We start from the raw sequence: 24,970 nt of genomic DNA on the forward strand, positions 1-24,970 counted from the left end.
CTGTCCGGTAATCGATATAGATCGCCATGCTTTCCTAGGCCCCTTGTTTTATCCAGCCTGATGTGTGACACATACATAGGCATACGGACATCCCATTCCTTGGAAAACAAGCGTGCTGCAAATGACTCGACTAGGTCTTTTTCAACGTCGATCCATTTCCAACCTTCTCCCCCAGCCTAAATCGGCTCGCCGCAATAACCGGCGTCGATTGGCAGTCGAGTTGCTCGAGCACCGCCGCGTGTTGGCGGTCGCGGTCGACTTGGCAACGATCCAAGGAATCGTGACCAACAGTGGCGATAACGTCGACGGAGCCACCGTCCAGCTGTACCGCGACAACGGTGACAACACGTTTGACATTGCTACCGACACGTCGGTCACCAGCACAACCACTGCGGCTAATGGCCAATATCAATTCCCGCGTCTGACAGCGGGTTCGTATTTCGTGCGTCAGCTCGCGCAAACCGTTGATGGACGCTCGTTACCAGAACAGGTCACTCCGCTGATTTCGATCAGTGGTACCGCGGTGCAGGGCCAGATCATCCAAACGATCGATGGGTTCAACTCGGCGGCACAGAGCGTTTCGGACACCACGGCGGACGGCAATCCAGTCGTTAGCAGCATATCCGCACCGCAAGTCATCGGCGGCGAACGTGACTTGTTTGTCAACAAAACGAGTGCGACCGGCTCGATTCAATTGAGTGTCAATGATCCGCTGCTTCCCGATTTGCTGTCGTTTGACTCCGCCCAACTCGGCGATGGACAACGGCGGATTTCGTGGGATGGGCCTGACGGCACTGCATTGACGATCGATGACACGGGGCTCATAGGCATCGACTTGACACAATCCGGGACAGCGGCGGGCGTTCGATTGCAAGTCGGTGCCGACCGCGCCGGTGGAACGGCCATCGTCCGCATCTATTCCGATGATGGCGACGGAGCAACGGCAACACGATTCAGCACCGCGACGCTGGCCATTCCCGATACCGGGGGAACTCCGTCGTCAGCAGAATTTTTGCCGTTCACATCCTTCGTTGACGGCAACGGCGGCGGAGGTGTGGCGGATTTAAACAGTGTCGGCGCGATCGAGATCGAAATCAGCGGTAGTGCCAACGTCAACGGCACCGTCGAGTTGGTCGGCACGATTGGGCCTACGGTGATCGTTCAGGATATCGTCAATGTCGAGAGCGCCGATCTTTCGTTGACCAAAACGGTTGACAATGCGATGCCGTCGGTCGGCCAAAACGTGACCTTCACCATCACGGTCAATAACACGGGGCCGAGCAACGCGACCAATGTGCAGGTCAGTGATTTGTTGCCTGCGGGATTGACGTTCGTCAGCAGCACGCCGTCACAGGGAACTTACGATGAGGTCACGGGGATTTGGAATGTCGGTTCGATCGTAAACGCCGCCAACGCCACCTTGTCGATCGTGGCCACGCCCAGCGGGCCCAATGCCACGACCAATACGGCTCAGGTCAGCCAAGTCGACCAAGCCGACCCCGACAGCACTCCGGGCGATGATGTGATTGGCGACGACGACTTGGCTAGTGTCGAAGTCTCACCGCAACTAGTCGACGTATCGCTGAGCAAAACCATTGACAATGCGACACCCAACGTCGGTCAAAACGTGACGTTCACTGTCACGGCCGCCAACCAAGGCCCCAACACTGCCACCGGCGTGATCGTTCGTGACATGCTGCCCAGCGGAATGACTCTCGTCTCGGCGACGCCCAGCCAAGGCAACTTCAATACCACCTCGGGGCTGTGGAGCGTCGGCTCGATCACGGTCGGGGCCACTCCGACGCTGACAATCGTCGCCAGCGTCGATACGATCGGACCTCGCACCAATACGGCCGAGGTGACTGCGGTGGACCAAGCCGACATCGACAGCACGCCCGATAACCAAGACGCAACCGAAGATGATCAAGCCAGTGTCGCACTGGATACCCCGATCGCCGATCTTTCGTTGACGAAAACCGCCAGCAATCTGCGTCCCAACGTGGGCGACGCACTCAGCTTTACAATCGCGTTAGCCAATGCTGGCCCGGCCGACGCCAGTGGCGTGACGGTCACAGATGTGCTACCCGCTGGCATTGCATTTGTCTCGTCGACGGTCTCAGCGGGTGACTACGACGCATCGACCGGCATCTGGACGGTAGGCGAAGTGTTAGTCGGGGCAACGCCAACGTTGACGATCAACGCTCGCATCGAAGCCGCCGATGTGGTGACCAATACGGCTCGAATTGCGACATCGAATCAATTTGATCCCAACAGCACTCCGGGCAACAATGTCGAGAGCGAAGACGATCAAGAAACGATCACGCTGACGCCTCGCACCATCGATTTGTCACTGACAAAAACGGTGGATGTGCCTCGACCAAGCATCGGCCAGAACGTCGTCTTCACCATCACGGCAGCCAACGGGGGGCCCGACACGGCTACCGGCGTCGTCATCGCCGACGCCCTTCCCAGCGGATTGACGTTCGTGTCGGCAAATCCTTCGCAAGGAAGTTACGACGCGGGCACCGGGCTATGGACAGTGGGCGACGTCACCACGACCGATACACCGACCCTGGAAATCACTGCCCAATTCACTGCGACGGCAAACACGACGAACATCGCCCAAGTCAACGCGGCAAATGAATTCGATATCGACAGCACTCCTGGCAACAGTGTCGCAAGCGAAGACGACCAAGCGTCGATCAGCGTTGTGCCCGCAAGTGCCGATCTGTCGCTGACCAAGACCGTCGATACGGCGACGCCGAATGTGGGTGACATTGTCACGTTCACAATCACCGCCACCAACGCTGGGCCGGACGATGCGACTGGCGTGGTCGTGCGCGACTCGTTGCCTGTTGGGACAACCTTCGTTGACGCGGTGGCGTCGAGTGGCAGCTACGACGAAACGACCGGCCGATGGACGGTGGGCACGTTAACGTCGACGACTCCTGCAACGCTGACCATCCGTGCTCGCACGTCTTCGACGAACATTGTCACGAACACGGCCGAGATTATCGCGGTCGACCAATTTGATCCCGATTCGTCGCCAAACAACAACGATCCGACCGAGGATGATCAGGCGGATGCCACGCTTCAGTCGCAGCAAATCGACTTGTCGCTGACAAAAACGATCGATAATGCTCGTCCAAACTTGGGCGACAACGTGACCTTCACGATCACCGTCACCAACGCAGGCCCCTCGGGCGCGACTGGGGTGGTGGTCACTGACACGTTGCCCGTCGGGTTGTCGTTGGTCAGCAGCACACCGAGCCAAGGCAGTTTCAACACCACGACGGGAGCTTGGGACGTGGGCGCGTTGGCACTGAACGGTTTTGCCACGTTGACGTTGGTCGCCAGCGTCGATGCACTGGGCAGCGCGACCAATACGGCTCACGTCACGGCGGCCGACCAAGTCGATCTCGACTCGACGCCGGGCAACAATGTGGCCAGCGAAGACGATCAAGCGAGTGTCGACTTTGCCGTCCCGTTCGCCGACCTTGCGCTGACGAAAACCGCCAGCAAGTTGAATCCCAATATTGGCGAGAACGTTACTTTCCGGATCACGCTGCGTAACACTGGCCCCGACGAGGCGACTGGCGTTCGCGTCACCGACATTCTGCCCGCGGGATTGGCGTTTGTATCGACCAGTCTGAGCACGGGTAGCTACGATCCGTCGACCGGAATATGGAGCGTTGGTTCCGTCGCCGCCAATGGCAGCGAGACGCTCGACATCGTGGCGCTCGTGGAAACTCAAGGAGCCAAAACGAACACCGCCCGCGTCACCACGGCCAACGAAGCCGACCCCGACTCGACGCCGGGCAACAACGATCCCGACGAGGACGACCAAGACCAGGTCACGATCTCGCCGCCTCAGATTGATCTATCGCTGACGAAAACGGCAAGCTTGGATCGTCCCAGCGTCGGACAAACTGTCGACTTTGTCGTGACCGTTGCTAACGCTGGTCCTGACCCTGCAACCGGTGTCGTCGTGACTGACCTGCTTCCGACAGGTTTTACGTTGACCAACAGCAGCGTGTCCGCAGGCAGTTACAACGCGACAACCGGAATTTGGAATGTCGGCGCGTTGGTCTCGAGCGGTTCGCAGACGTTGACGTTGACGGCGCGTGTCGACACGATCAGTGAGAAAACCAATATCGCCCAAGTCACTGCCGCGAACCAATTCGATATCGACAGCACGCCTGGAAACGACGTGGCCAGCGAAGACGACTATGCGATCGTCAGCATTACGCCTGCCAGTGCCGATTTGTCGCTCGAAAAAACGATCAGCAACTCGACACCGAACGTTGGATCACAAGTCACGTTCACGCTGACGGCTCGGAACGCGGGTCCGGATGCGGCGGCGAACGTGGTGGTGACCGATGCGTTGCCAGCGGGGCTGAGCTTTGTCAGTGCGACACCGAGCGTTGGCAGCTACGACTCTGCGACACGAACGTGGACGATTCCCATGCTGGCCAACGCAGCATCCGCAACGCTGGATATCATTGTGACAGTCGATTCGATTGGCGAAAAAACGAATACGGCCGAAATCACATCCTCAAGCCAATTCGATCCCGACAGCACCCCAGGCAATGCGGTCGCCGGCGAAGACGATACCGCCAGCGCCACGTTGACGCCCCAATTGGTCGACTTGGCACTCAGCAAAATGCTCGACGAACCTAAGCCGAGCGTTGGCGACACGATTGAGTACACCGTCACGCTGACCAACGCGGGCCCGTCGAGTGCGACCGGCGTCGTGGTGACCGATCTGCTGCCTAGCGGAGTTCAATTTGTCAGTTCGACTCCGAGCCAAGGCACTTACGACGCAACCAGCGGCCTATGGAGCGTAGGGACGGTCGCCAACGGAGCCATGCCGACGCTTGTGATTCGTGCTGCTGTGATGAGCTCGGGCACGGCGACGAACACTGCCGAAGTTACCGCAGCGGACCAAACCGATTTTGACAGCACGCCGGATAACGGAGTCGTCAGCGAAGATGACATTGCATCGATCTCGTTCACCACGCCCGTGGCCGATTTGGCACTGACCAAGATCGTCAACGACATGACGCCGGATCGCGGCGAGAATATCACGTTCACGCTGAATCTTTCCAACTCGGGTCCCGATGCCGCCACGGGCGTAACGGTACGTGACCAGTTGCCGCCTGGATTGACGTTTGTATCGGCAACGCCAAGCATCGGTACGTTTGACGTGTTCACCAGCACTTGGACAGTTCCACGGATTGAAAACGGAGCGCAAGCGACCTTGTCGATCGTGGCCACGGTGACGTCGGGGAATACCTCCATCAATCGCGCCGAGGTTTTGACGAGTCGCCAATTCGATCCCGACAGCACCCCGGGTAACTCGCTTGATGGCGAAGACGACATGGCGTCGGTCAACATCACGCCCAACGTGGTCGATGTTTCGGTTAGTGCCAGCGTGGACAATGAAACGCCGATGGTTGGCGACACGATCGCGATCACGATCAATGCCGAGAACGCAGGACCGGCAACCGCGACGGGTGTCTCGGTCAGCGTCCCGGTCCCCTCAGGATTGTCATTGTTGTCGGCCAACCCAGGGCAAGGCAGTTATGATCCGGCGACCAGCATTTGGTTCATCGGGCCTCTGCAACCTGGCGTTCGCGCCCAATTGATCCTCAGCGCTACCGTCGACGTGCGAGGGGTGAAAGAGTTGCCGGTCGAGGTCATCACGACGGACCAATTCGACGTCGACAGCACGCCAAACAACGATGTCGTCGGTGAAGACGACCAAACGTCGTTGTTGATCCGGGCGCCGCGTCTGCTGAGCAAACGATTGTTCTTGTCGCGATAGGCAAGCTCAACAAGCGAAGACTTCTATGTAGCGAACGTCGCGAAGACTTTCGGTGCTTCGAGATGCAGGACGAAACTCTTGGCGAGTATCGCTACCTTAGACCAACATTGAAATCAACGCTCTTCACACTCGCTGGTGAAAGGGAAAGATTGCTTCGGCGAACGACTCGGCGGACGGGAATCGGCGTGCGGGATCGACGTCGATGGATTGGCGGATCACGTCGCGAAGCGTCTTGGGGAGATACGTGGCAACGTCCAAGACGACGTGCGTTTTTTCCGGCTGAAACACCATATCGGGTTCTTCGCCGGTGGCGAAGCGGAACAGACAACAACCGCACGCGAACAGGTCCACCGCCGGATTGGCAGCGGACGCGTCCTGCAGTTGCTCGGGGGCAAGGTAGGACTGCGTGGCGGTTGCCGATCGATCGTGCGTCATTGAACTAGGATCGTCGTTCTTGTCCTGGATGGCTGGTTCGAAATTTCCGAGTTTGATTTGCAAATGGCGTCCTTCGCGATACCCGAAGATGCTAGACGGATGGATGCGGCGATGCACGATTTCATGCTGGTGAGCACAGTGAATCGCTTGCAAGAGACGCGACACGGTCCATGTTGCGGTCAGGATTCGTCGCTCGGGCGATTGACCATCGATCGTGGCAAGGAGGTCCAGCGGATCGACAGATTCCATTACTAAGAACGGTTTGTCGTCCTCGATTCCGAACTCAAGCGTTTTCAGAATGCGAGGGTGATCGAGACTGGTCAGTACTGCGGCCTCGCGAAAAAACGCCTGTTTCGCTTCATCGCTGTTAGCGACGCTGGCGTGAAATACTTTAATCAGATAGGGCTTTTGTGTGCGATGATCTTTGGCCATGTAGAGCGTCGATTTGCGATCGCGCGTGAGCGGCCGCTTGAGCAGATATACCCCCATCGCCAACACGTTTGCTTCGGCTTGCTGCGGTGAATTTTCGTCACGCCATCGCGACGGCTGCGTTTCACACTCTGCGATCCGTGTTTGTAAAATCGACGATTGTGCCGATTGTCTTTGTGAAACCGGGAAATCGACGGCGGATGTCTTCGGTGCCGAGTGATCGCGTGTCCGCTCGGCGGAGTCATCTATGGCGGCGTTAGCATCAGTGGTGTCAGGCTCGCTCTGCGATGGTACCTGTTCCGCACCCAGGACTTCGCACACGATTTCGGTCTCGCCGACGCCGAACCGATCCCCATCGACCAGCGACGCGGCGACCAACCGAACTCCGTTGACCCAAGTCCCGTTGCTGGAATCGTTGTCGGTTAGCTGTACGCGTGGCGGGGCGATCTGCAAACAAAGATGTTCGCGTGAGAACGCTTTTTCGAGAGGCAGTTTTAGCTGCGATGGATCTTGCCGCCCCAGCATAATCGTGGCGTCTTGCGCAAAGGTCCACGAGGCACCCGCGTGAGGTCCCTTGGTCACGCGAAGCCGGACGGTTGACTCGGCACGCGAGCGGCGAGGATCACCGGGCTGGATCAGAATGGTTTCGTCGCTCATCCGTTCACTGCGTCACTGAGTTGAAAGCGATTATTCATCCTTCGCATCGGCCTTGTTTGCGTCGTCTTTGTTGGCAGCGTCCTGGGGTGGTTTGGGGGCGGGTTCGTCGCGAACCTCTTTCGCCAAATCCATGTTGACGATTGCATCGGCGATCCATTCTTCATCCGGACTGATTTCCAACAGTGCCAACAGTTCGCGAAACTGGGGAGCAATTTGTTCGTAGACAAACTCGGTTCCCGGTTTGGCTTTGCCAAATTCGATTCCATTTTGCAGCATGAATTTGCTGAGCGTGGCGATGTTGCGTTGTTCGGGCGGGTAGGCTTCGGTGTAGGCCCTACGCTGGATCGCATTGACATCGGTGTCTGCCGCCTGCATGACGGTTTGATTGACGCGGCGAAGGAAGGCCTCGGCGTCGTTGATCCGTCGCCACTCGGCAAGCGACAAGCCTTTGCGTTTGTTTGGCGGATAACGATGGTAGAATTTCGACGAGATCGCTTCAAACGCGGAGGTAAATTTTTCCGAGATCAAAAACTGTTGTTCTGGCGTCAATTCGCGACTCAGCATCTGTTCGGCTAGTTCGGTCATTTTGTCACGCTCGACTGAAAATTCAGAATCGCGGAACAGAAACGGCCAAGTTTTGAATAGATCGGGAAGCGGGCTGGTCAGTGAGATGGCGATGGCTCCCCCGGACGCAGGCGTTTGCACTTGCAGGGCCTCTAGCGTCTCGTCGCTCAACAGTGGCAAATTGGCCGAAATCCCCGGCGACAGATCTCCGCCGGAAAGGAAACCATTTTGCTGAGCATTGATCTGGTCGAGTAGAAAGTTAAATAGATTGCCATTTCGCACGGCGTATCGTGAATTGGCGGGATCGCTGAACGCGCGGTCAAATAGCGACGCCACGCGTGCCCGCTGCTCGACCATCGGCTTGCGACGGTTTTCAATGTCCGCTGCCAGCTTGTTCCATTTGCGAACGTCATACTCTTCTTGCATATTCCAATAGTTCTGCATGACTTTCAGTTTCAGGTCGACTTTCTTCGAAGCCGCTTCGACCAATTTGATCTCCGACTTCGCAAACAACAACCTAGCCTCGGCAAGGCTTCGGGTCCGTTCGCCATCCGCTTTCATTAAGTTCGCTTGCGCATTGACTCGGTTGCTGATCGTGTCACTGGAATTGCTTCGGATCACGATTTGGGCCGATGCACTTGGTACCGTCTGCACTACCGCACACCCGAGCAGAATTAAGAAAAGCGTGAATCGCATGAGGATGATTTCCTAAGGAGTAGACTCGTTGGCCGCCGGGATCGCTGCGGCCAACGTCTTTGCAGTGACCACTTCGAGTATAACCGCTGTGTGTTCATCGGGCGGTGCTTGAAAGACGACCACCCCCAATAACGCTGCGTCTCGCACGACCGGGGCACCGAGTAAATTCAGGCCTTGAACTTGCTCGGCGGTCGCTTTGATTCGTAGCGATCCCGCAACCCCATCGTACTCGGGGTCTTGCCCGAGGACACGTAAGGCAAGCCAATCCAAATTCGTTTTTTCAGCAGAATCAAAAAACGGATCCTCGTGATCAAACCCGGTATTCAGTAGATCCACGGCCAATCCCGGCCGCACCGATCGCTCGTTTTCGAATGAGACGTGGGGGACTGCCTTGGTGATTCGCAGCCAGCCCACATCCGCCGACGCAGCGGCGGTCATGGCTAAATTCACGAGCCGAGCGGCTTGCTGGAGCGAGGGATCATCTGAATTCGCTGCACCGCTGCTCGCTTTTGCCGCCTCGCTTCGCTGAATGTATTGTTGGCGAAGCAAGTCGGATGTCTGAACCCGTTTATCAAATTCGGCAAGCACGCCGGACGCCGTGATCGCGTACTCTTGCATCGTCCCGATGTGTACCACTTTGGGATGTGAGTATCCGTTTTGCTGCATCATCGAGATGCTGTGCACGATCGATCCCGTTGTGGACAAGAGATGGTTGTCGGTTGCAATCGCGGTTCCGAGCCGAAAATAGGTGTGCGTTTCATCGTTCAGAATCAGAACCCAGTAGACACAATTGTCGACAGCAGAAGACGCATCCCGAGCAACATCCAATGGCGGCGTGACCGGTTGTACCACAGGAACTTTGGCGGGAGTCATGGATTCAGAGGGTGGAGCTTTGACGGTCTGGGATGTGGAATCGACCGCTTCCTTGGCGGAATCGTCTGGAACACGAGCATCAATCGGTTCCTGGATGTCAGCGTTTGGCTTTATCGTCACCGACTCCGATCCTGAGAACGAGATCGATAATAAATAGATCGCTAACAAGACTGGCAACAACAGTGGGAGCCACGCGAATGATTCAGTCCAAGTCCGACGACGATTCGGATCCGCACTGAGGGGCGAGGGCAGCCGGTTCTGAGGCCGACTCGAATCATTCGAACTCGAATTCGTCAGCTGAAAGAATTTGTCAGTAGCGATCGGACGCGAGCCAAGGTAGACAGTCTGGTTCGGTCTTAGCGAACAGGCGTCGACCCGTCGTGAAAAGTCAGCATCGACAAACAATCCATTGCGGCTTTGGGTGTCCCGCAGAACGTGAGTCCCACTTCTGCCAACGATCAATATCGCATGTCGTCCGGATATCTCGGGGTGATCCAGGGTCAGATCACAATCCGATGCTCGGCCGACGGTCAGCACGGCTGCGGCCCCCTGCTCGCTGGGCCAAGGCAATAGGATTGAGCTGGTTAAATAGACTCGTTCGGAGGCGAGGATGCGTCGTGGTTGATCGATGAAATCAATTGCGGATTGGCGTCCGGTGACACCGATGCGGCCTTGACGCGGCAGCACTGTGAAGACGCCATTGTCGTTGCGGATTTCGCAGTGCAATGGTTTTACGTCGGGGACGTTTACGACAACGCTGCAGCTGCGGTCACTGCCGATCGTCCACGCCGTAGGTTCGTGCCGTGTCATGGCGTCATCCTCTGGCGATTGAAGTCGGCCGCGGAATCACCAGGTAAACGAAATACAAAACGCTGTTCACCGAGGATGAAAGTCGACCCCGATCGCAATGTAGCCGAAGTGACTCGGTTCCAGACCCCATTGCGGCTGTTTTGATCTTCGAGAATCCAACCGCTGCTGGTTTCACTCAGCACCGCATGAAGCGGATCGATCGTGACGTGATTCAACACGATATCTGCGGACGCTGTATCGCGGCCGATCCGTAACCGTTCACCACTGGGAATGGGAATCACCGAAGTCAGTGTTCCAATTTCGATCAATTGAAATTGGTGTGGCGTCCCATGCGATCGTTCCCAACGAAACCCAGCACCGCCAATCATGAACGTATCGTCCGGGACAAGTTGGATAAGGGGTGTGCGTACAAAGGTGCCATTAGTACTTTGTTGATCGACGAGTTGCCAAAGACAACCACCGCTAGCATCGTTGGTCCGCTGGATTTTTGCGTGCAGCGATGAAATGTCGGCATCGTTGGCGAAACACCAATCGGCTTGGCGGCGGCCGAGTGTGGTTTCGGCCTTTCGCAACCGCAACACTTCGCCTTCGGTTTCGCTATCGTCGTCCAACGCGATCAGCAGCGGTGTGGGGACACGCCTCTCGGGTAGGAGCGGTTGCGTGCCCAGGCCGTTGTCTGTGCCGGGGCCGTTTGCTGTGCTCGGGCCATTTGCGACGTGAATATCAATTGCCGTCATCTGGGCATCGACCGTACCGCACTGGACACACCTTTGACCAAGCTCGATCCAGCGTTTGCACTTTGGACAGACAGGCATGGTGAAGCTCAAAAGGGGGAATCGAGACAAGGCGGCGAGCTGAACTCGTTCATGAGAGTCCGAAATCGCGATCGTCGCACAGAAAAGGGGAACCGCGGTCTGGGGCAAAGCACACGCTTGGTGGCTCCGTTAGACTACGATTATGATAGTTTAACACTACGCAGCGATGTCGTGGGGGCAAATGAATCATTGGCGTGTTTTGTATTGTGGCAATCGGAGCTTTACCTGCGGCTCCCAACTTGAGTCAATTTCGCCGTAGCTACGCTCGCCAAAGCGTGGAGTGCGGAGCTGTTTGCCACCGTCTGGCGACGGTAGCTACGGTAGGGTTGGACACGCCGCACCGAGATCCACGGCACCGAGCGATAGCGACACTTTTCACTGTTTTTGAGGCGATCTCTTGGCGATAGAGCTTCAGACCGAATGCCCATCCTGCGAATCGTCAGCTCAGATTGACGCTTCGTTGATTGGGAAAAAGGTAGGTTGTCCAACGTGCCAGCGGTCGTTCTACGCCAATCGAGCCCGCCCCGTCGCCGCCGGAAACCAGCTCGCCACCGTGCTGACGCGTCCGTCGACAACGTCGGCCAAAAATCAGTCGGTGGCGTCAAGTAAGGCGTCGCCCCCTTCGGAAAAAACAACCAAATCACCTCAGCAACTCGGACGGTATCAGCTGGATCGTGTGATTGGTGAAGGTGCGTTCGGAACCGTCTGGCTGTGCCGCGACACGCACACATCGCGTAGCGTCGCGATCAAACTGCCACATTTTGATGCGAGTGACAAAAAGCGAGCGGCACGGTTTATCACCGAGGCCAGAGCGGCCGCGGCACTGCGGCACCCCAATATCGTCGCGGTCCTGAATGCGGGCCGAGTCGATGGACAACACTTCATTGCCACGGAATATGTCCAAGGGCCGACGTTGGACGAATTTGCGGCAACGAAAATGCCGTCACAGCGTGAGGCTGCGGATTGCATTCGTAAACTCGCGTTGGCTCTCGACTATGCACACCGTCACGAGATCGTGCATCGCGATGTCAAACCACTCAATATCATCATTGATACCAAAGGCGAGCCTCAGTTGTTGGATTTTGGTTTGGCCAAGCGACTCGATTTTGATTCCGCGTTGACGATCGACGGTTCGGTGTTGGGAACGCCTGCCTACATGCCGCCCGAGCAGGCACGAGGTGATATTGCCTCGATTGGTCCGGCGACTGACCAATATTCGCTCGCCGCTTGTCTGTACTTTTTGCTAACCGGGCAATCTCCGTTTTCAGGCAATTCGGCAGCAGTGTTGCAGATGGCGATCCACAGTGCACCGACGCCGATTTTGCAGCTAAGCCCAAACGTCGATGTGAACTTGGTCGCAATTTGTCAGCGTGCGATGGCTTACGAACCCGCCAAACGTTACGCCAGTTGTGGCGAATTTGCTCACGAGTTACAGCTGTTTCTGAATGGCTTGCCAGTGCAAGCGAGACCTATCTCGGTTCGCGAGCGAGTCGGAGGTTGGTGCCGTCGCAATCCCGCCGAAGCAAAATTTGCGGCCGCGGTCGCGGTCGTATTGCTGGTGGGTGTTCTGATCAGCAGCGTCGGTTGGTTATCGGCACGTCGAACCATGGCCGAAGCCACTCAGCGTGAACAGGACGCCGCAGAATTAGTGCAACAGCGTCAGCAAGTGCAAGCTGATTTGCAGCAACGGTTGAGCGAAATCGAAGCTGCGACACGACGAGCGCAAGCGGCCCAAGCAATGGCTGAGAAACAAAGAGCGACCTTCGAATATGAGTCGCTGCAATTGAATCAAGCGATTCAGCAGACTCAGCGAAATACCGCGTTAGTGATTGAAACAACCGAGTCGCTGAAAGCGGAAGAGACAAAGATCGCAGAACTTCATCAGGAGATCGCCGGCACTACGACCACCGTTTCGCAAACAAAACAGGCGTTGGTTGCCATGCGTTTGCAAAGCGAAGCGGACCAATTATTAAAGGAACGGTTGCAAGGAGTTCGTCAATCGCTTGAATCAGAGAGTTTTGGCGAAGCGAAACGCAAATTGGACGAAATTCCCGAGTCGCTTCACGGCTGGGAAACTCATGTTTTGTCCTCGCTTGCCGATCAACAGCAGGCAAAGATCGCAGTTCGCACGATCGACTTGTCCTCGTTTGGAAACGATTTTGAAACGCCGGATTGGCAATGGGTCGCCACCGATTCACCGGACAAATTCATGTTGTTTCAGGCGGCTTCGAAATCGACCACCAAATTGTTGAAGATCGATTTTGCCTCGGGATCGGCGAGGGACATTGGCGTGATTGGATCGGTCAACGACGTTTGCTTTAGCGAACAGCTCGGCTCGCTGACGATGGCTTCGGCGGGCCGCATTTCACGATGGACGACGGTGGCAAATCGGCAGCCCTTTGAGGAGTTACTTTACTCGGTATCCACACCGGCGAATTCATTGTGGAGCATCGATCAGATGATCGTTCATCCGCGGCATGGGACGGTCTATGCCGCCGTCAGTGTCTCAAACCCCAACGAGATGACGCAAACAGGATCCGCTATCAATTATCGAGTTGCCGCTCGATTGCAACGAATAAAACGTGCCGAAGAGCAACGCAAACTAGAGAGTCACTTGATCGATCGTTATGCGAACGAATGGTTTGATACGTTCCGTTTGATGCGGATGAATGGCGATAAACCAGGAGTGATTTGGAACCGGCACACCGATACCAACGTGGTTATCGCATTGAAAAAGTTCTTGAATGCTAGAAGTGAACAATGGCACTCGGCTGTGATGGATCTGATTGCGAGTCCGTCGATCAGTGACGTTTATTCCGTTACGGGAGCACACCATTTGGCATTGGTGGCAAGTTATCAAATCAGCCTTCGGCCCGCTCCGCGTCCGGGATTACCGACGAAACGTCCCACACGTGAAATCATGACGATCATCATGCCAATTTCCAATCTGGATCCCAATCAGATTTTGGATCCGCAAATTTTTGTCACTAGCAGCCAGTGGTGGGCAATGAATTCTGGGATGGCCAATGGCATGGGTTGGAACGCCAACTCGATTCCGATGATGATGACGGGCGGATCGCGACAGACCTGGATTATCCCAGCGAAAATTAGCGAAACGATGGTCGACGACGACCTTGACCTCACCTCGCGTGGCCGCGTCGGCAACACGGTGTTGGTTGTCGATTCCTCGACGATCAGTGCTTTGCGAGGTCCATTGGTTTGGCGGTCCGATGAACCCTTTGGTAAGCGTCCTTCACCACTTCGCTGGGTCACTTGCTACGCCGATGGAGGTCAATTGATGTTTGGCGAAGTTGGTAAAGACGATTTCCACGCAATCGCATCGCTCGAGCACGAGGGGCTCGGCAAATCGATGCAATTAACTGCGGACGCTCGCTATTTGTTTCGCAAAAACCCGACTTCGATCGAGTTTGTCGACCTGGATCATGTCGTCGCTGTGGCGGTGCCCGATCCGGTTGATGATCCGAATGCGGAGGAGGCTCCGTGAGCAACATTGTCAAAATCGAGCTGCCAACGCGATTCAAATTCAATCGTAAATTGGGGACGGGACGTACTGCCCATGTCGTGCTGGCCACCGATCAAGAACTGCATCGCGAAGTCGCCATTAAACTGATTCAGATTAGAACGTCTCCAACCAAGGCGGCCGCGGAAAGAGTCAACCTTGATTCCGATTCCCGCCGACGAGGCCGATGCGAAGTCGATCTGGCGTGTCGTTTGCGGCATCCGCACATTGTCGCCGCTTATGACTTTTTCGAGACGCAATCGGCAATGGGATTGGTCCAGCAGGCGATTGATGGAAGCGATTGGACATCGGAATCAACTCGCACGAGCGAACGCGAGCAAGTGTTGCGAATTCGCAAATTGGCGTTGGCGGTGCATTACATTCACGAACAAGGCTGGGCACACGGCGACATCAAACCCGAGAATGTGTTGGTCGATGCGGATGGCGAACCGTACCTTTGTGATTTCGGTAGCGCCCGTCCTTTGGCGAGTTCCGGCGCCGTGGTTCGCGACGATCACGCAGCCTCGCATGAAATCGAGATCAATGGCACTCCCGCGTACATGGCACCCGAATGTGCATCGGGACAATCGGCGGCGAGCGTTTCTGCGGACGTCTACTCGTTGGGGATGTTGTTGATTGATCGGTTGACGGGGCGTTGTCCGTTTAGCGGGACACCCGTAGCGATTCTTGACGCGGTGATTCATCGTGGCCCACCGCCGCTCGTTTCGCTGGGGTATTACCGCAATCCGCGACTGCAGTCGATTGTTGACAAAGCGACTTGTCGTGACCCAAGGAATCGCTACGATTCCGCTGCCGCGTTTGCCGAGGATTTGAGCCATTATTTAGAGAACCGCCCGCTGCTGGCTAAAGCACCAAGTCGCTGGGAACGTTGGCGATTGTGGGGTAAACGCAATCCAACGATGCGATTATTGAGTGGGCTTTTTGTGTCGGTGCTCGTTTCTGCCATCCTGCTGGTGACCGCTAACTGGCGATCGTCCAATCTACAAAGCAAGCGGCTGATTCAAAGCGAGGCCCAACTGACCCAAGAATCCAACGCGTTGCGACAGAGCGAAGGAAAGCTGACCGCATTGATCGAGACGCTGCGACTGCGGCAAGCGGCGGTGCAGCGAGCCGAATCGCTTTCAATCGAATTGCGGAACAACGCCGAAGCCACTCAGCTCGAACGGCTTGCGATGATCGAAAAGTCAAAGAAACTCGAAGCGGATGCCAATCAGAAAATGCATGCGTTACAAATGTCGATAGTCAAAACAAAGGCAGCCAATATCCAGCTTCAGTCACTCAACGAACAATCCAACACGGAGCAATCACGACTACAAAGTTTTACGAAACAGATCGCTGGCAATGAAAGCCGCGAAGCGATTGACGCCGCCATCACCTGGATGCAAACCTCGAAGTGGGACGAGATGGAGTTGTCGCTTTCTGCGGTCCACGACGATTTTCGTGGGTTCCTTTATCACCATCTCTCGATGTTCGCGTTTCATGGAAGCGTGACGCCACGCACTCAGACGTTCGCAGTCCCCTTCGATGTCGAGAAAGTGGTCTCGAGTCCCAGTGCCGCTGCGTTGGCTGCTTTTTCACGTGGGGGCCACGGCGTCTGGATCGATCAAGCGAGGCATCGAGTCGTTCCTTTGCCCGCACCCGACGAAATTCGCGATTTAAAATCGGAAATCACCTCTGCCGCGATTTCCGCCGATGGCAATGACATTGCTATTGCCTGGGATCACAAGGGGAGCTCGCGACGGATCACGAACTACCGCGTGGCAGCAGATCAAATCCAAATGGAACACGATCATCGACTGCCGCAGGACGTGAACGCCCTCCGATTTGCTGGAAAAAAACTTTATGCGTTAGTCTCGTCGCAAAACGGCGACTCGATTGGCCTGTTGGATCCTCAAACGGAAAAATCTGTTTGGCAATGGGAAAACAAGCCTGGTGCAGACGCCCGTACCGACAACGCAATCATGTTGTTGGAAACACAATGTGATCCCTACTCGACGTTGACGTTTGCAGTTTTCTCAAATAAACCCACGCCGAAGTTGGACATCGTGTTTATTGACTTTCGTTCCGAAGACTCTCTGCCGACGGTTCACACCTTTGAGCTCGGGGATGTTGATTCGGTGTGGAATTTGACCTCGCTGTTCTTTTCGGATGGCACCGCGATTGGGACGATTGAAGAACAAGGGATGTCGGTCGAGCCAGCGTCACTGTTAGGACGTAATTCGCAAGCGATCATCAACCGAAATCAAACCATGCCAATCCGTTTGTGGCGGACGGCCGATGGAGTTGGCATCCATACATCGCCGCTTGTCCGCCAAGAGACGATGGCGATGTCTATGTCTGGCAGCGGTATGCGCATGCGGATGGGGACGGAGACGCGTGACAAATTCAGTGACGTCTTTCCTGATTCACTCGCGAGGCGTTTGGTTTGCATCGATCGTGACCAATTAGAAGTGATGTCCGTCGCTGAGTCCGAGGATGGGACGCCACCTGAATTGGTTTCGCTTCACTCATTGCCACTGATGAAATCGATTCGTTATGCGCGAGGATTGTTGACACCGGACCATTCTCACTTCGTCCAGCGTGAGCATCACAAACTTGTCCTGCACCCGTTCCAGCACCGGCCGAATCGCAACTACGTGTCGGTCGATGATTTCGTAGCCGACCTTCGCGAGTTCACTGATCGCAACAACCTCGATACGATCTTGATGCCAGAATGAACTCGCGATTTTGAGCGGAACGAGTTCGGGGATTAGGCAGGTACTAAGGTTCTGAACTCGATCTGATTTCTCCTGAGGCGGTGGGTGCTGCTAAACCTGGGACGACAACGGCAGAACTGATGTCGTTGTCGCGTGGCGATGAATGATCTAGCGCCGTAACCAATGGAATGACCGGATCGACGCTCACGTCGCCCGCTCACTACGGCTTGGCGATCCAGCTGCGGACGAGGGTGGTGTCGGCGGTGTTCCAGAGACGAACTTCGCCGTCCATTGATCCGCTGGCGATCCAGCCGTCGTTGGTTGCGCCGGTTTGGCTGCACACCGCGAGCACCCAGTCGCTGTGCCCTGTGTACTGCTGGGATATCGTGTTGTTACTTAAGTCGATGTTGAGCAGCCGTTTGTCGGAGCACGGAACTAACAGTCGGTTACCGTTGCGAATCAACTTGTATCCTTCGCCGCCGATGGCAACTTCGGCTACCTTCTTGGCACCGTCGATATTCCAACGATGCAGTTTGCCGTCGGTGCCTACCGAGACGACCTGCTTGTTTTCAGCCAAGATGGAAACGCCACGCACGGCGGCACCGTGGCCGGTGTAACTGGCAATCAGCTCTCCGGATGCACCGTCATAAACCTTGGCCGATTTATCGCGGCTGGCCGACGCCAGTCGCGTGCCATCATCACTCCAGGCTACGGCGGTTACCCAGTCGGCATGACTGGCGATCGTGCGGATCTCTTCCAGCGTCGCGACATTCACAATGCGAATCGAAGCGTCGGCTGCGGCGATCGCCAGCTCATCCGCCCCAGGTCGATACGCTAAGTCCAACACCACATCGTTGGTTCTGGCGACAACCCCTTTGATCTCGCCAGTACCAAAATCGATCAATCGCACTTCGCCACTACGTCCTGGTTCGCCACAACCAACGGCCAGCGTTCGACCATCAGGCGAAAACGCCAAAGCGAACACACGTTGTCCGACATTTTTGATTCGCCGCACGAGACTCGCATCGGCGGTGTTCCAGATCGCCAACTCGTGATAACCACCCGTGACGAGCTGCGTTCCATCAGGCGAGAACACGTTTGCCGTGATCGGGACCGCTTGAGCGTAGACCTGCGGCGGATCGGCGTACTGCACCGCTGGAATGACCAACGACAGCAATCCGCTAGGATCTTCGCCGTCAAAATTCGCGCCAGCTGCGATCCAGTTTTTGAGCAATTCGATTTGCTCAGCCGTGAGTGGTTCGCTCTCGGCGGGCATCCGCTCGAACTCATCTTCACAAACCACTCGCCGCAGTAACTCGCTGACTTGATCGGCGGCCTTGGCAATCGGCGGTTCGCCAGAGTCACCCGGCTTGAGCAATTCTGCGTAGGTGTCGACTCGATAGCCGCCCTCGGCTTTCTTAGCACCGTGACACGCCAAACAGCGATCAAGCAGAATGGGAGCGATATCGCTGCGGAAACTCACAGGCGGCACATCCTCGCTCAATGCCTCGGCGCGAGGCAACAGCAGGCTGGACAGGGCAGCGATGATGACGATGACGTATTTCATAGGATGCTTTCAATGCTGAAACAAAAACTCGTCGGTGTTGAACAAAGCCCAACACACATCCTCGACTCCGGCGACCGGATCGGGATTTTTTCCGCAATGCTCGACTGCGGCTTTCAATTCAATCTCGCTCGGTGGGCGGCATACGGCCGCCAAGTAAAGCTCGCGGACGACCTCGTCCACCGTCTTGCCAGCAGCCAACGATTTGCGAAAACGATTGTTGGCGTCACGCAGTTTCTCGTGGATCACCGGACCGTTGAACAATTCAATCGCCATCCCCAAGTTAGAATCATCGGCTCGCTCACAGGCACAAACGGTGCTGCGTTCGGGTTGACCAAATACCTTCAAGAAATCGACTTTCACAACGTCCGGGGCAGGCAATTGAGTTGCCAAAGTGCCCGCGGGCAGACTGCCAAATGTCTGCTTCAAGTCCAGGGTGCGATTGATCGCATCGAGTAGTTGTTCGGCACTGAGCAAACGCGGTTCTTGATGCGAAAAATACTTGGTGTCGTCGGCGTTGAACTCGCTCGTTTGATAGCTGGCCTGATACGTGCGGCTGTTCAAGATCACACGCAACAAGTGCTTGCGGTCGTATCCACTGTCGACAAAATCTTTTGCCAGTGCGTCCAGTAGCGGTGCATTCGAGGGCGGATTCGAGTCGCGAAAATCGTCGATTGGATCGACAATCCCGCGTGCAAACAGTTGGCTCCAAATCCGGTTCGCTTCGATCCTGGCAAAATAGGGATTGTCCGGGTTGACTAACCATGCGGCGAACGCATCGCGACGGTCCACGTCATTACTTGATTCAATTGTTCCCTTTTGTGGCAACCACGGTGCCATGACTTGGCCAGTCCGGGGTTGTGTCACGTCGCCTGTAAAACTGGTGTAGATGAACATCTCGCCTGGCCTTTCGGTCTTGCGTCGTTGCACCCGATTGAAAAAGGCACCGAGTCCATAGTAGTTGTCTTGGGTCCAACGCTCGAACGGATGATTGTGGCATTTTGCACACTGCAATCTTGCCCCCAAAAACACTTGCGAGATCGTTTCCACGCATTCGTTCATGTCAGTCGAGGTGCGATAGAAATTCGCGGGCGGGTTCGCCAGTGTGCTGCCGCTGGCGGTCAGCAATTGTTTGGCGAACTCGTCGTAGTGCAAGTTGTCACGCAGCGACTGCTCGACCCAGCGATTGTATTTGTAAACACCCTCGTCGCCGACCAACTTGCTGGTCATTTTCAACAAGTCGCCCCACTTGAGCGCCCAAAACTTGGCAAACTCGTCACGCTCCAACAACGAGTCGACAAGTCGCTGGCGTTTGTCTTCGCCCGTATCCGCGAGGAACGACTCGGTTTCCTCCACCGACGGCAGAATCCCCAGCACATCCAGACTCACACGCCGCAGGAACTCGTCATCGCTGCACGTTTGCGACGGCAAGTATTGCAACTGTTTTAGCTTGACGCTCGCCAGTTCGTCGACATAACTGTTCGGTGGCGGCGACTTCCACTCGAATCCGTCTGTTTTCTCTACAAACATCAGCGGCACGGATTCAATGTGTTCGAGAAACCGCACCAAGATCACAACTTCACCGCGACCATACGGCGTCACCAAGCCATTGACGTCGACACTGGCAACCGATGTATCGGATGTTTCGTAAGCGACAAGATGCGTGACATCGCGGCGACGGCCATCGGCAAACAACGCCGTCACTGCGAGTTGTTGTCCGCCGTCAGCGAGCGACAGAATCTGCTTCTGGTTCGGATAAACTTCGAGCTGGGTGACTCGCGAAACGTCCGCAGGATCAGCGGACGCGCCTCCCGCGATCCAATCTCGCAATAGACTGTAGGCAGCATCATTCTTATGCAACTGTTTGCCACCGCCGTGAGCCACACTCATGAGTGGTTTGAGCAACAGCAAACTTTTCTCGGCTTCCAGCGGGTTGATACGTCGTCCAAAGTCCTCGCGGATCAACGTCAGTTCATCAAGCTGTTTGTCAAACGCACGCAAGGACAGCCGGAAGCCGCCCTTGCCACTGGGCGATCCGTGACAGGCACCTGCATTGCAACCTTGCTTGGACAGCGCGACCAGGACTTCCGATTCAAACTCGACACTGCGAGGCGACTGCATGTTGGTGACATGCACCGGAATCACTTGGCGTTGACTGCCGACTTGGACCGTGACCTCAGCCTCGCCATCGGCGATCGGATAGACAACTCCGTCTCGCACTTCGGCGACCTGTGGATTGGACGACGTGACTCGCGAATGACGCGTCCAGTCACGCGGCGATTGTTGTTCGTTCATCCCAGTGACCGCAATCTGTTGCTGACCGCGAGCATCGTCCAACTTAATTTCATTGGGATAGACCACCAGACTGTGGGGGCTATCAATGATCGTCGGCAGCGTGTGGGTCGAGCGGACCGTGAAGTCCTGGCCGTTAAACTTGCTCGTTGCGCTGAGCGTTATTTCCAGCGCCGTATCGAGAGCTACGTCGGCGGCGATCTGGAATTCAAATTCTGCCTGTGTTTGATCGCCCCCAATCACGATCGACGGTGCGGCGGTGATACCCGTTGGAAGGTTTTCCAACGCGATCGTTACCGGTTGTGGATCATTCCCCTGACGCACCAATTGCACGCTGCCGCGGGCTGAACCACCTCGCATGATTGGCTCGGGAAAGTTCAAACTGACGCTGACGGGGTCGATCCATTGGACCGGCATCTCGTAGGCTTCGATGCGTCCATGTCCATTGAACTCGCCAAAAAACAACAGCGGCAAATGCTCGGGTTCATCGACCACTTGCTCATTGCGAGCCAAGGTTAGCGTGTAGGTATCCTTTTCTGGCTTTGTTGTGACAGTCCATCCGCCGGGCAGCGAGTTGGAAAGCATTTCGACACCCGCTTTGAACTCGGCTTGAATCCGCTTGAGTGTCAGGGTGGCTGTATGCGAACGGACGGGACGAGCGAACTGAATGGGGGTTGCAGGTTCGATGGCAAACGGCGATTCCGTTTTCGTTGCTGCCGCCAACGCAAACTCACCGCGATCTTGTGATGTGGGAGCGAGCACAAACGGTTCTTTGGTGCGGCGAAGTGCATGGCTGTTCACGCGACAGCTTTTCACCGGGTCACTGACCGACGTTGCCACAAGCTGAAACACATCGAAGCGGGCGGGATTCCATTCTGCGTCCGCCGTCAAATAAATCCTCGCTGTTTCCGCCTTGGCAGGGATCCGTGGATTCAAAATCTGCAAGCCTTGTTCTGGCTGGGACAAGGTCAAATCGATTTCACCATCGTAACCAAACCGCGAAATTTGCAGGTCGATTGCACAAGCACCGCTTTGAGATTCGATACTGAATTCCTGGCGAGTCGCCGCATCTGCTTTGAGGGCAACCGTGAACGATCCCGCTGGAATGATTTCAATCCAATAATTGAATTCCTCGCCACCACGTTTGAGCAAGTCGCTGACGTCCAAGCGATAGTCACCGTCGTCCGGCAGTGTGGCATCAAAGCTCCAGTGGTCAGCATCGCTGACGGTGGTTTCTGCGATCTTCGCTCCTGCGGCGTCGAACAATTGCATTTGCAACAAGGTGGGACTGCCCAGGCTGCGAGTTTTTGCTGAGAAGCGAACGACTTGCCCTTTGACGCCGTGAACAAGGTAGCTGTCAACTTCTTGCGGTTGCTGCAAACGACCGCTAATCCCAATCGGTAACGTCAAGGTCTGCTGCGTAGCCGACTCAACGAATTGTGGATGTTCGCTGCAATACAGTGGCAGCCAACTTGAGGTTTGTCCCTCGTCGAGTTTTGCCTGGACTTGGATGACACCATGGGTATCGGCCGGGATCTCGATTTCTCGCGGCGCAACGAGTTTTCCATCGGGGCCGGTAAAGGCAATCGAGGTCTTCTCGCCACTGCGAACTGCGAGGGGAGAACACTGATTGACGATGGGAAAGTCGCCGACTCGCAATTGATACGCTGCACCGGCAGCCGAATTGCGACTATCGCGAATTTCGATCCAGTAGTCGCCTGCATTTGTGAATTGATAACTGAATTTGCAATCGGGACCAATCGAGGTGTCGTCGGCATCGATCAAAGTCGTTTCCTCGGCATCCAGTAATCGCAGTACCGGATCCATCGCGGAACGCAACTGTTGAGTATGCACTTCGACGGCGATTCGCTGACCGGCGCTGACGTGGATGCGATAGAAATCGCTGAGCGATGCGTCGCAAACACCTTCGACGGTCGATTTCGTGCTGATTTCTTGTGCCGTTTCAATCGTATGGTTTTTGCCGCTGTCTTGAACTGCATCCAGATCATCGACAAACAGGGTGATCTGCTTGATCGCTCCGGTGGCGGTTGTGAGCCAAATACTGTGCGGTCCCAATTGGAAGTCGTTGGGCAACGTGATTGCGACGACGGCCGCAGTCGGTTCGAGTTTTTCGATTTTCCAGCCGAGTGCTTTTGCACTCGATGCCAACCGCAGTGAATCGTTTAAGTCGGTTCCTTGGAGGGTCAGCTGCGTGGTTTGCCCCGGCTTGCAGGTGCGTGTTTGAACTGCGGTGATTGTTTGAGCGGTGGCGTGCAGTGAGACGCACACCCACAACAGGCTCGATAAACAAATCACAGTGGTTGGATTTCGCATAGGATCAACTCTCGGGGTTGGTTACGTCAGTAACTCGTGCAGTACTTTGCCGGAGGAAATTCGGTGGGGGCGTTGTTCGCGATCCAGCAGGGAGGCGTCGGTCGGCAGCCCCATCGCATGCAGGATCGTGGTCGCAAAATCCTGGGGTGAAACAGGATTGGACGCGGGGTAGGCAGCATGTTTATCGCTGGCACCATAAACCATGCCGGGCCGAATTCCGCCGCCAGCCAAAATGCCGCTATAGCAGTACGGCCAGTGCTCGCGTCCCGAGTTGTTTTTCGTGATATTTGGCGTGCGTCCGAACTCTCCGACCCACGCGACAATGGTCTCGTCCAGCAAACCGCGTTCTTCCAAATCTTGCAGCAAAGCCGATAGTGCTCGGTCGGCCGGTGGTATCAAGTCATTCTTCAAACGATTGAAATTGTCACCGTGCGTATCCCAAAAGTTCTTGCCATCGTTGTGCCAATTTACGGAAACCAACGGCACGCCATGCTCGACCAGCCGTCGTGCCATCAGCACACTTTGTCCGTGAATGTTTCGTCCATAACGCTCGCGGGTGGCATCACTTTCTTGAGCGAGATCGAACGCCGTGCGCACGCCACTAGAGCCGATCATCTCGATCGCCCGTGATTGATGATTTCCGTAGTTCGCAGCACCGAGAGAGCGATGCAGCGATGCCCGTTGGCCGTCCAGCATCTTTAATAATTCGACACGCGATTCCAACCGCTGAAGGCCGATATCCGCTGGCAACGACAATCCTTGCGGATGCCAATTGGGATCGTTTAAATCGCCGCCGAGCAACATGCCATCGTAGGCCGAGCCGAGCCAGCCACCGTGTTGGCCAGGAGCTTCACCGCCCGGTGCGGCCGGATGAAACGCTTTCCAAGGCATCGCCACGAACGAGGGCAAACCGCTATCGCTCGGCCGTAGCTTGGACACCAACGCACCCAAATGTGGCGAGTCCTTTGCACTGGGCGGATCTTTATCGCTCTTGAGCACCGGAGCGGGTTGCCCGGTGAGGGTCGCGTGACCACTGGACAAATGAGCGGGGTCATCGTGCGTTAGCGAACGAATGATCGCTAGCTTGTCGGTCATCGTGGCAAGCTGGCTGAAGTGCTCACAGATTTGGATGCCGGGCACTTTGGTGGATGTCGGGTTGAATGTCCCACGAACTTCGGCCGGTGCATCAGGCTTCATGTCCAGCGTATCAAGCTGGCTCGGCCCGCCCCACATGAACAAAAAGATGCACGCCTTGGCTCGTTTGGTCGGCAACTGGATTCCGCTCTGCTCGGCGTGGGCCAATCGCGATTGCAAATCACCCATGCCCAAGCCGAGTGCCGAGATCGCGCCCGCTTGCAGCACTTGCCGGCGACTCGGACGATTGGATCGGCGAAAGGCGTGACAGCCCATTAAGTGGTTGGTGTTTTTGAAGGACAT

At 55.9% G+C, this 24,970-nt stretch carries 10 protein-coding genes; 3 read left to right on the forward strand and 7 right to left on the reverse strand.

Going from position 1 to position 24,970, the window contains the following annotated elements; genetic code table 11:
• Positions 1–121 precede the first annotated feature (121 nt).
• Complete coding sequence (locus tag SH528x_RS07345; RefSeq protein WP_442509869.1) at positions 122–5,827, forward strand: DUF11 domain-containing protein; 5,706 nt, start codon at positions 122–124, stop codon at positions 5,825–5,827.
• A 123-nt stretch (positions 5,828–5,950) separates the two neighbouring features.
• Here the strand turns inward: SH528x_RS07345 and SH528x_RS07350 are convergent, their stop codons facing one another.
• The 4 genes from SH528x_RS07350 to SH528x_RS07365 are packed head-to-tail and all read right to left on the reverse strand — an operon-like array spanning position 5,951 to position 11,106.
• Complete coding sequence (locus SH528x_RS07350) at positions 5,951–7,348, reverse strand: protein kinase domain-containing protein (protein ID WP_442509870.1); 1,398 nt, start codon at positions 7,346–7,348, stop codon at positions 5,951–5,953.
• Between the two features lie 30 nt (positions 7,349–7,378).
• Complete coding sequence (locus SH528x_RS07355) at positions 7,379–8,608, reverse strand: hypothetical protein (RefSeq protein ID WP_442509871.1); 1,230 nt, start codon at positions 8,606–8,608, stop codon at positions 7,379–7,381.
• Positions 8,609–8,620: 12 nt separating this feature from the next.
• Positions 8,621–10,291, reverse strand: a complete 1,671-nt coding sequence (locus tag SH528x_RS07360) for an FHA domain-containing protein (RefSeq protein ID WP_442509872.1) — start codon at positions 10,289–10,291, stop codon at positions 8,621–8,623.
• Positions 10,288–11,106 carry an FHA domain-containing protein gene (locus tag SH528x_RS07365; protein ID WP_442509873.1) on the reverse strand — a complete coding sequence of 273 codons (819 nt, stop codon included), beginning with the start codon at positions 11,104–11,106 and terminating at the stop codon, positions 10,288–10,290. The genes SH528x_RS07360 and SH528x_RS07365 overlap by 4 nt, the downstream gene beginning before the upstream one ends.
• Positions 11,107–11,503: 397 nt before the next feature.
• Here SH528x_RS07365 and SH528x_RS07370 point away from each other — a divergent pair, with 397 nt between their 5' ends.
• Together SH528x_RS07370 and SH528x_RS07375 are read left to right on the forward strand one after the other, a co-directional pair.
• Positions 11,504–14,611 (forward strand): serine/threonine protein kinase, encoded by a 3,108-nt coding sequence (locus SH528x_RS07370; RefSeq protein ID WP_442509874.1) that lies wholly within the window; start codon positions 11,504–11,506, stop codon positions 14,609–14,611.
• Positions 14,608–17,364, forward strand: a complete 2,757-nt coding sequence (locus tag SH528x_RS07375) for a protein kinase domain-containing protein (protein WP_442509875.1) — start codon at positions 14,608–14,610, stop codon at positions 17,362–17,364. Before SH528x_RS07370 ends, SH528x_RS07375 begins: the two co-directional genes overlap by 4 nt.
• Before the next feature lie 199 nt (positions 17,365–17,563).
• Here the strand turns inward: SH528x_RS07375 and SH528x_RS07380 are convergent, their stop codons facing one another.
• From SH528x_RS07380 to SH528x_RS07390, 3 genes are read right to left on the reverse strand one after another with little or no spacing between them, the layout of a single operon-like run.
• Positions 17,564–18,910 (reverse strand): c-type cytochrome domain-containing protein, encoded by a 1,347-nt coding sequence (locus SH528x_RS07380; protein WP_442509876.1) that lies wholly within the window; start codon positions 18,908–18,910, stop codon positions 17,564–17,566.
• Positions 18,911–18,919: 9 nt separating this feature from the next.
• Positions 18,920–23,533, reverse strand: coding sequence for a DUF1549 domain-containing protein (locus tag SH528x_RS07385; RefSeq protein WP_442509877.1), 4,614 nt, complete (start codon positions 23,531–23,533; stop codon positions 18,920–18,922).
• 21 nt (positions 23,534–23,554) lie between these two features.
• Complete coding sequence (locus SH528x_RS07390) at positions 23,555–24,970, reverse strand: DUF1501 domain-containing protein (RefSeq protein ID WP_442509878.1); 1,416 nt, start codon at positions 24,968–24,970, stop codon at positions 23,555–23,557.

It is taken from the genome of Novipirellula methanifontis (genome assembly GCF_052161655.1).
Taxonomy (GTDB): Bacteria; Planctomycetota; Planctomycetia; order Pirellulales; family Pirellulaceae; genus Novipirellula.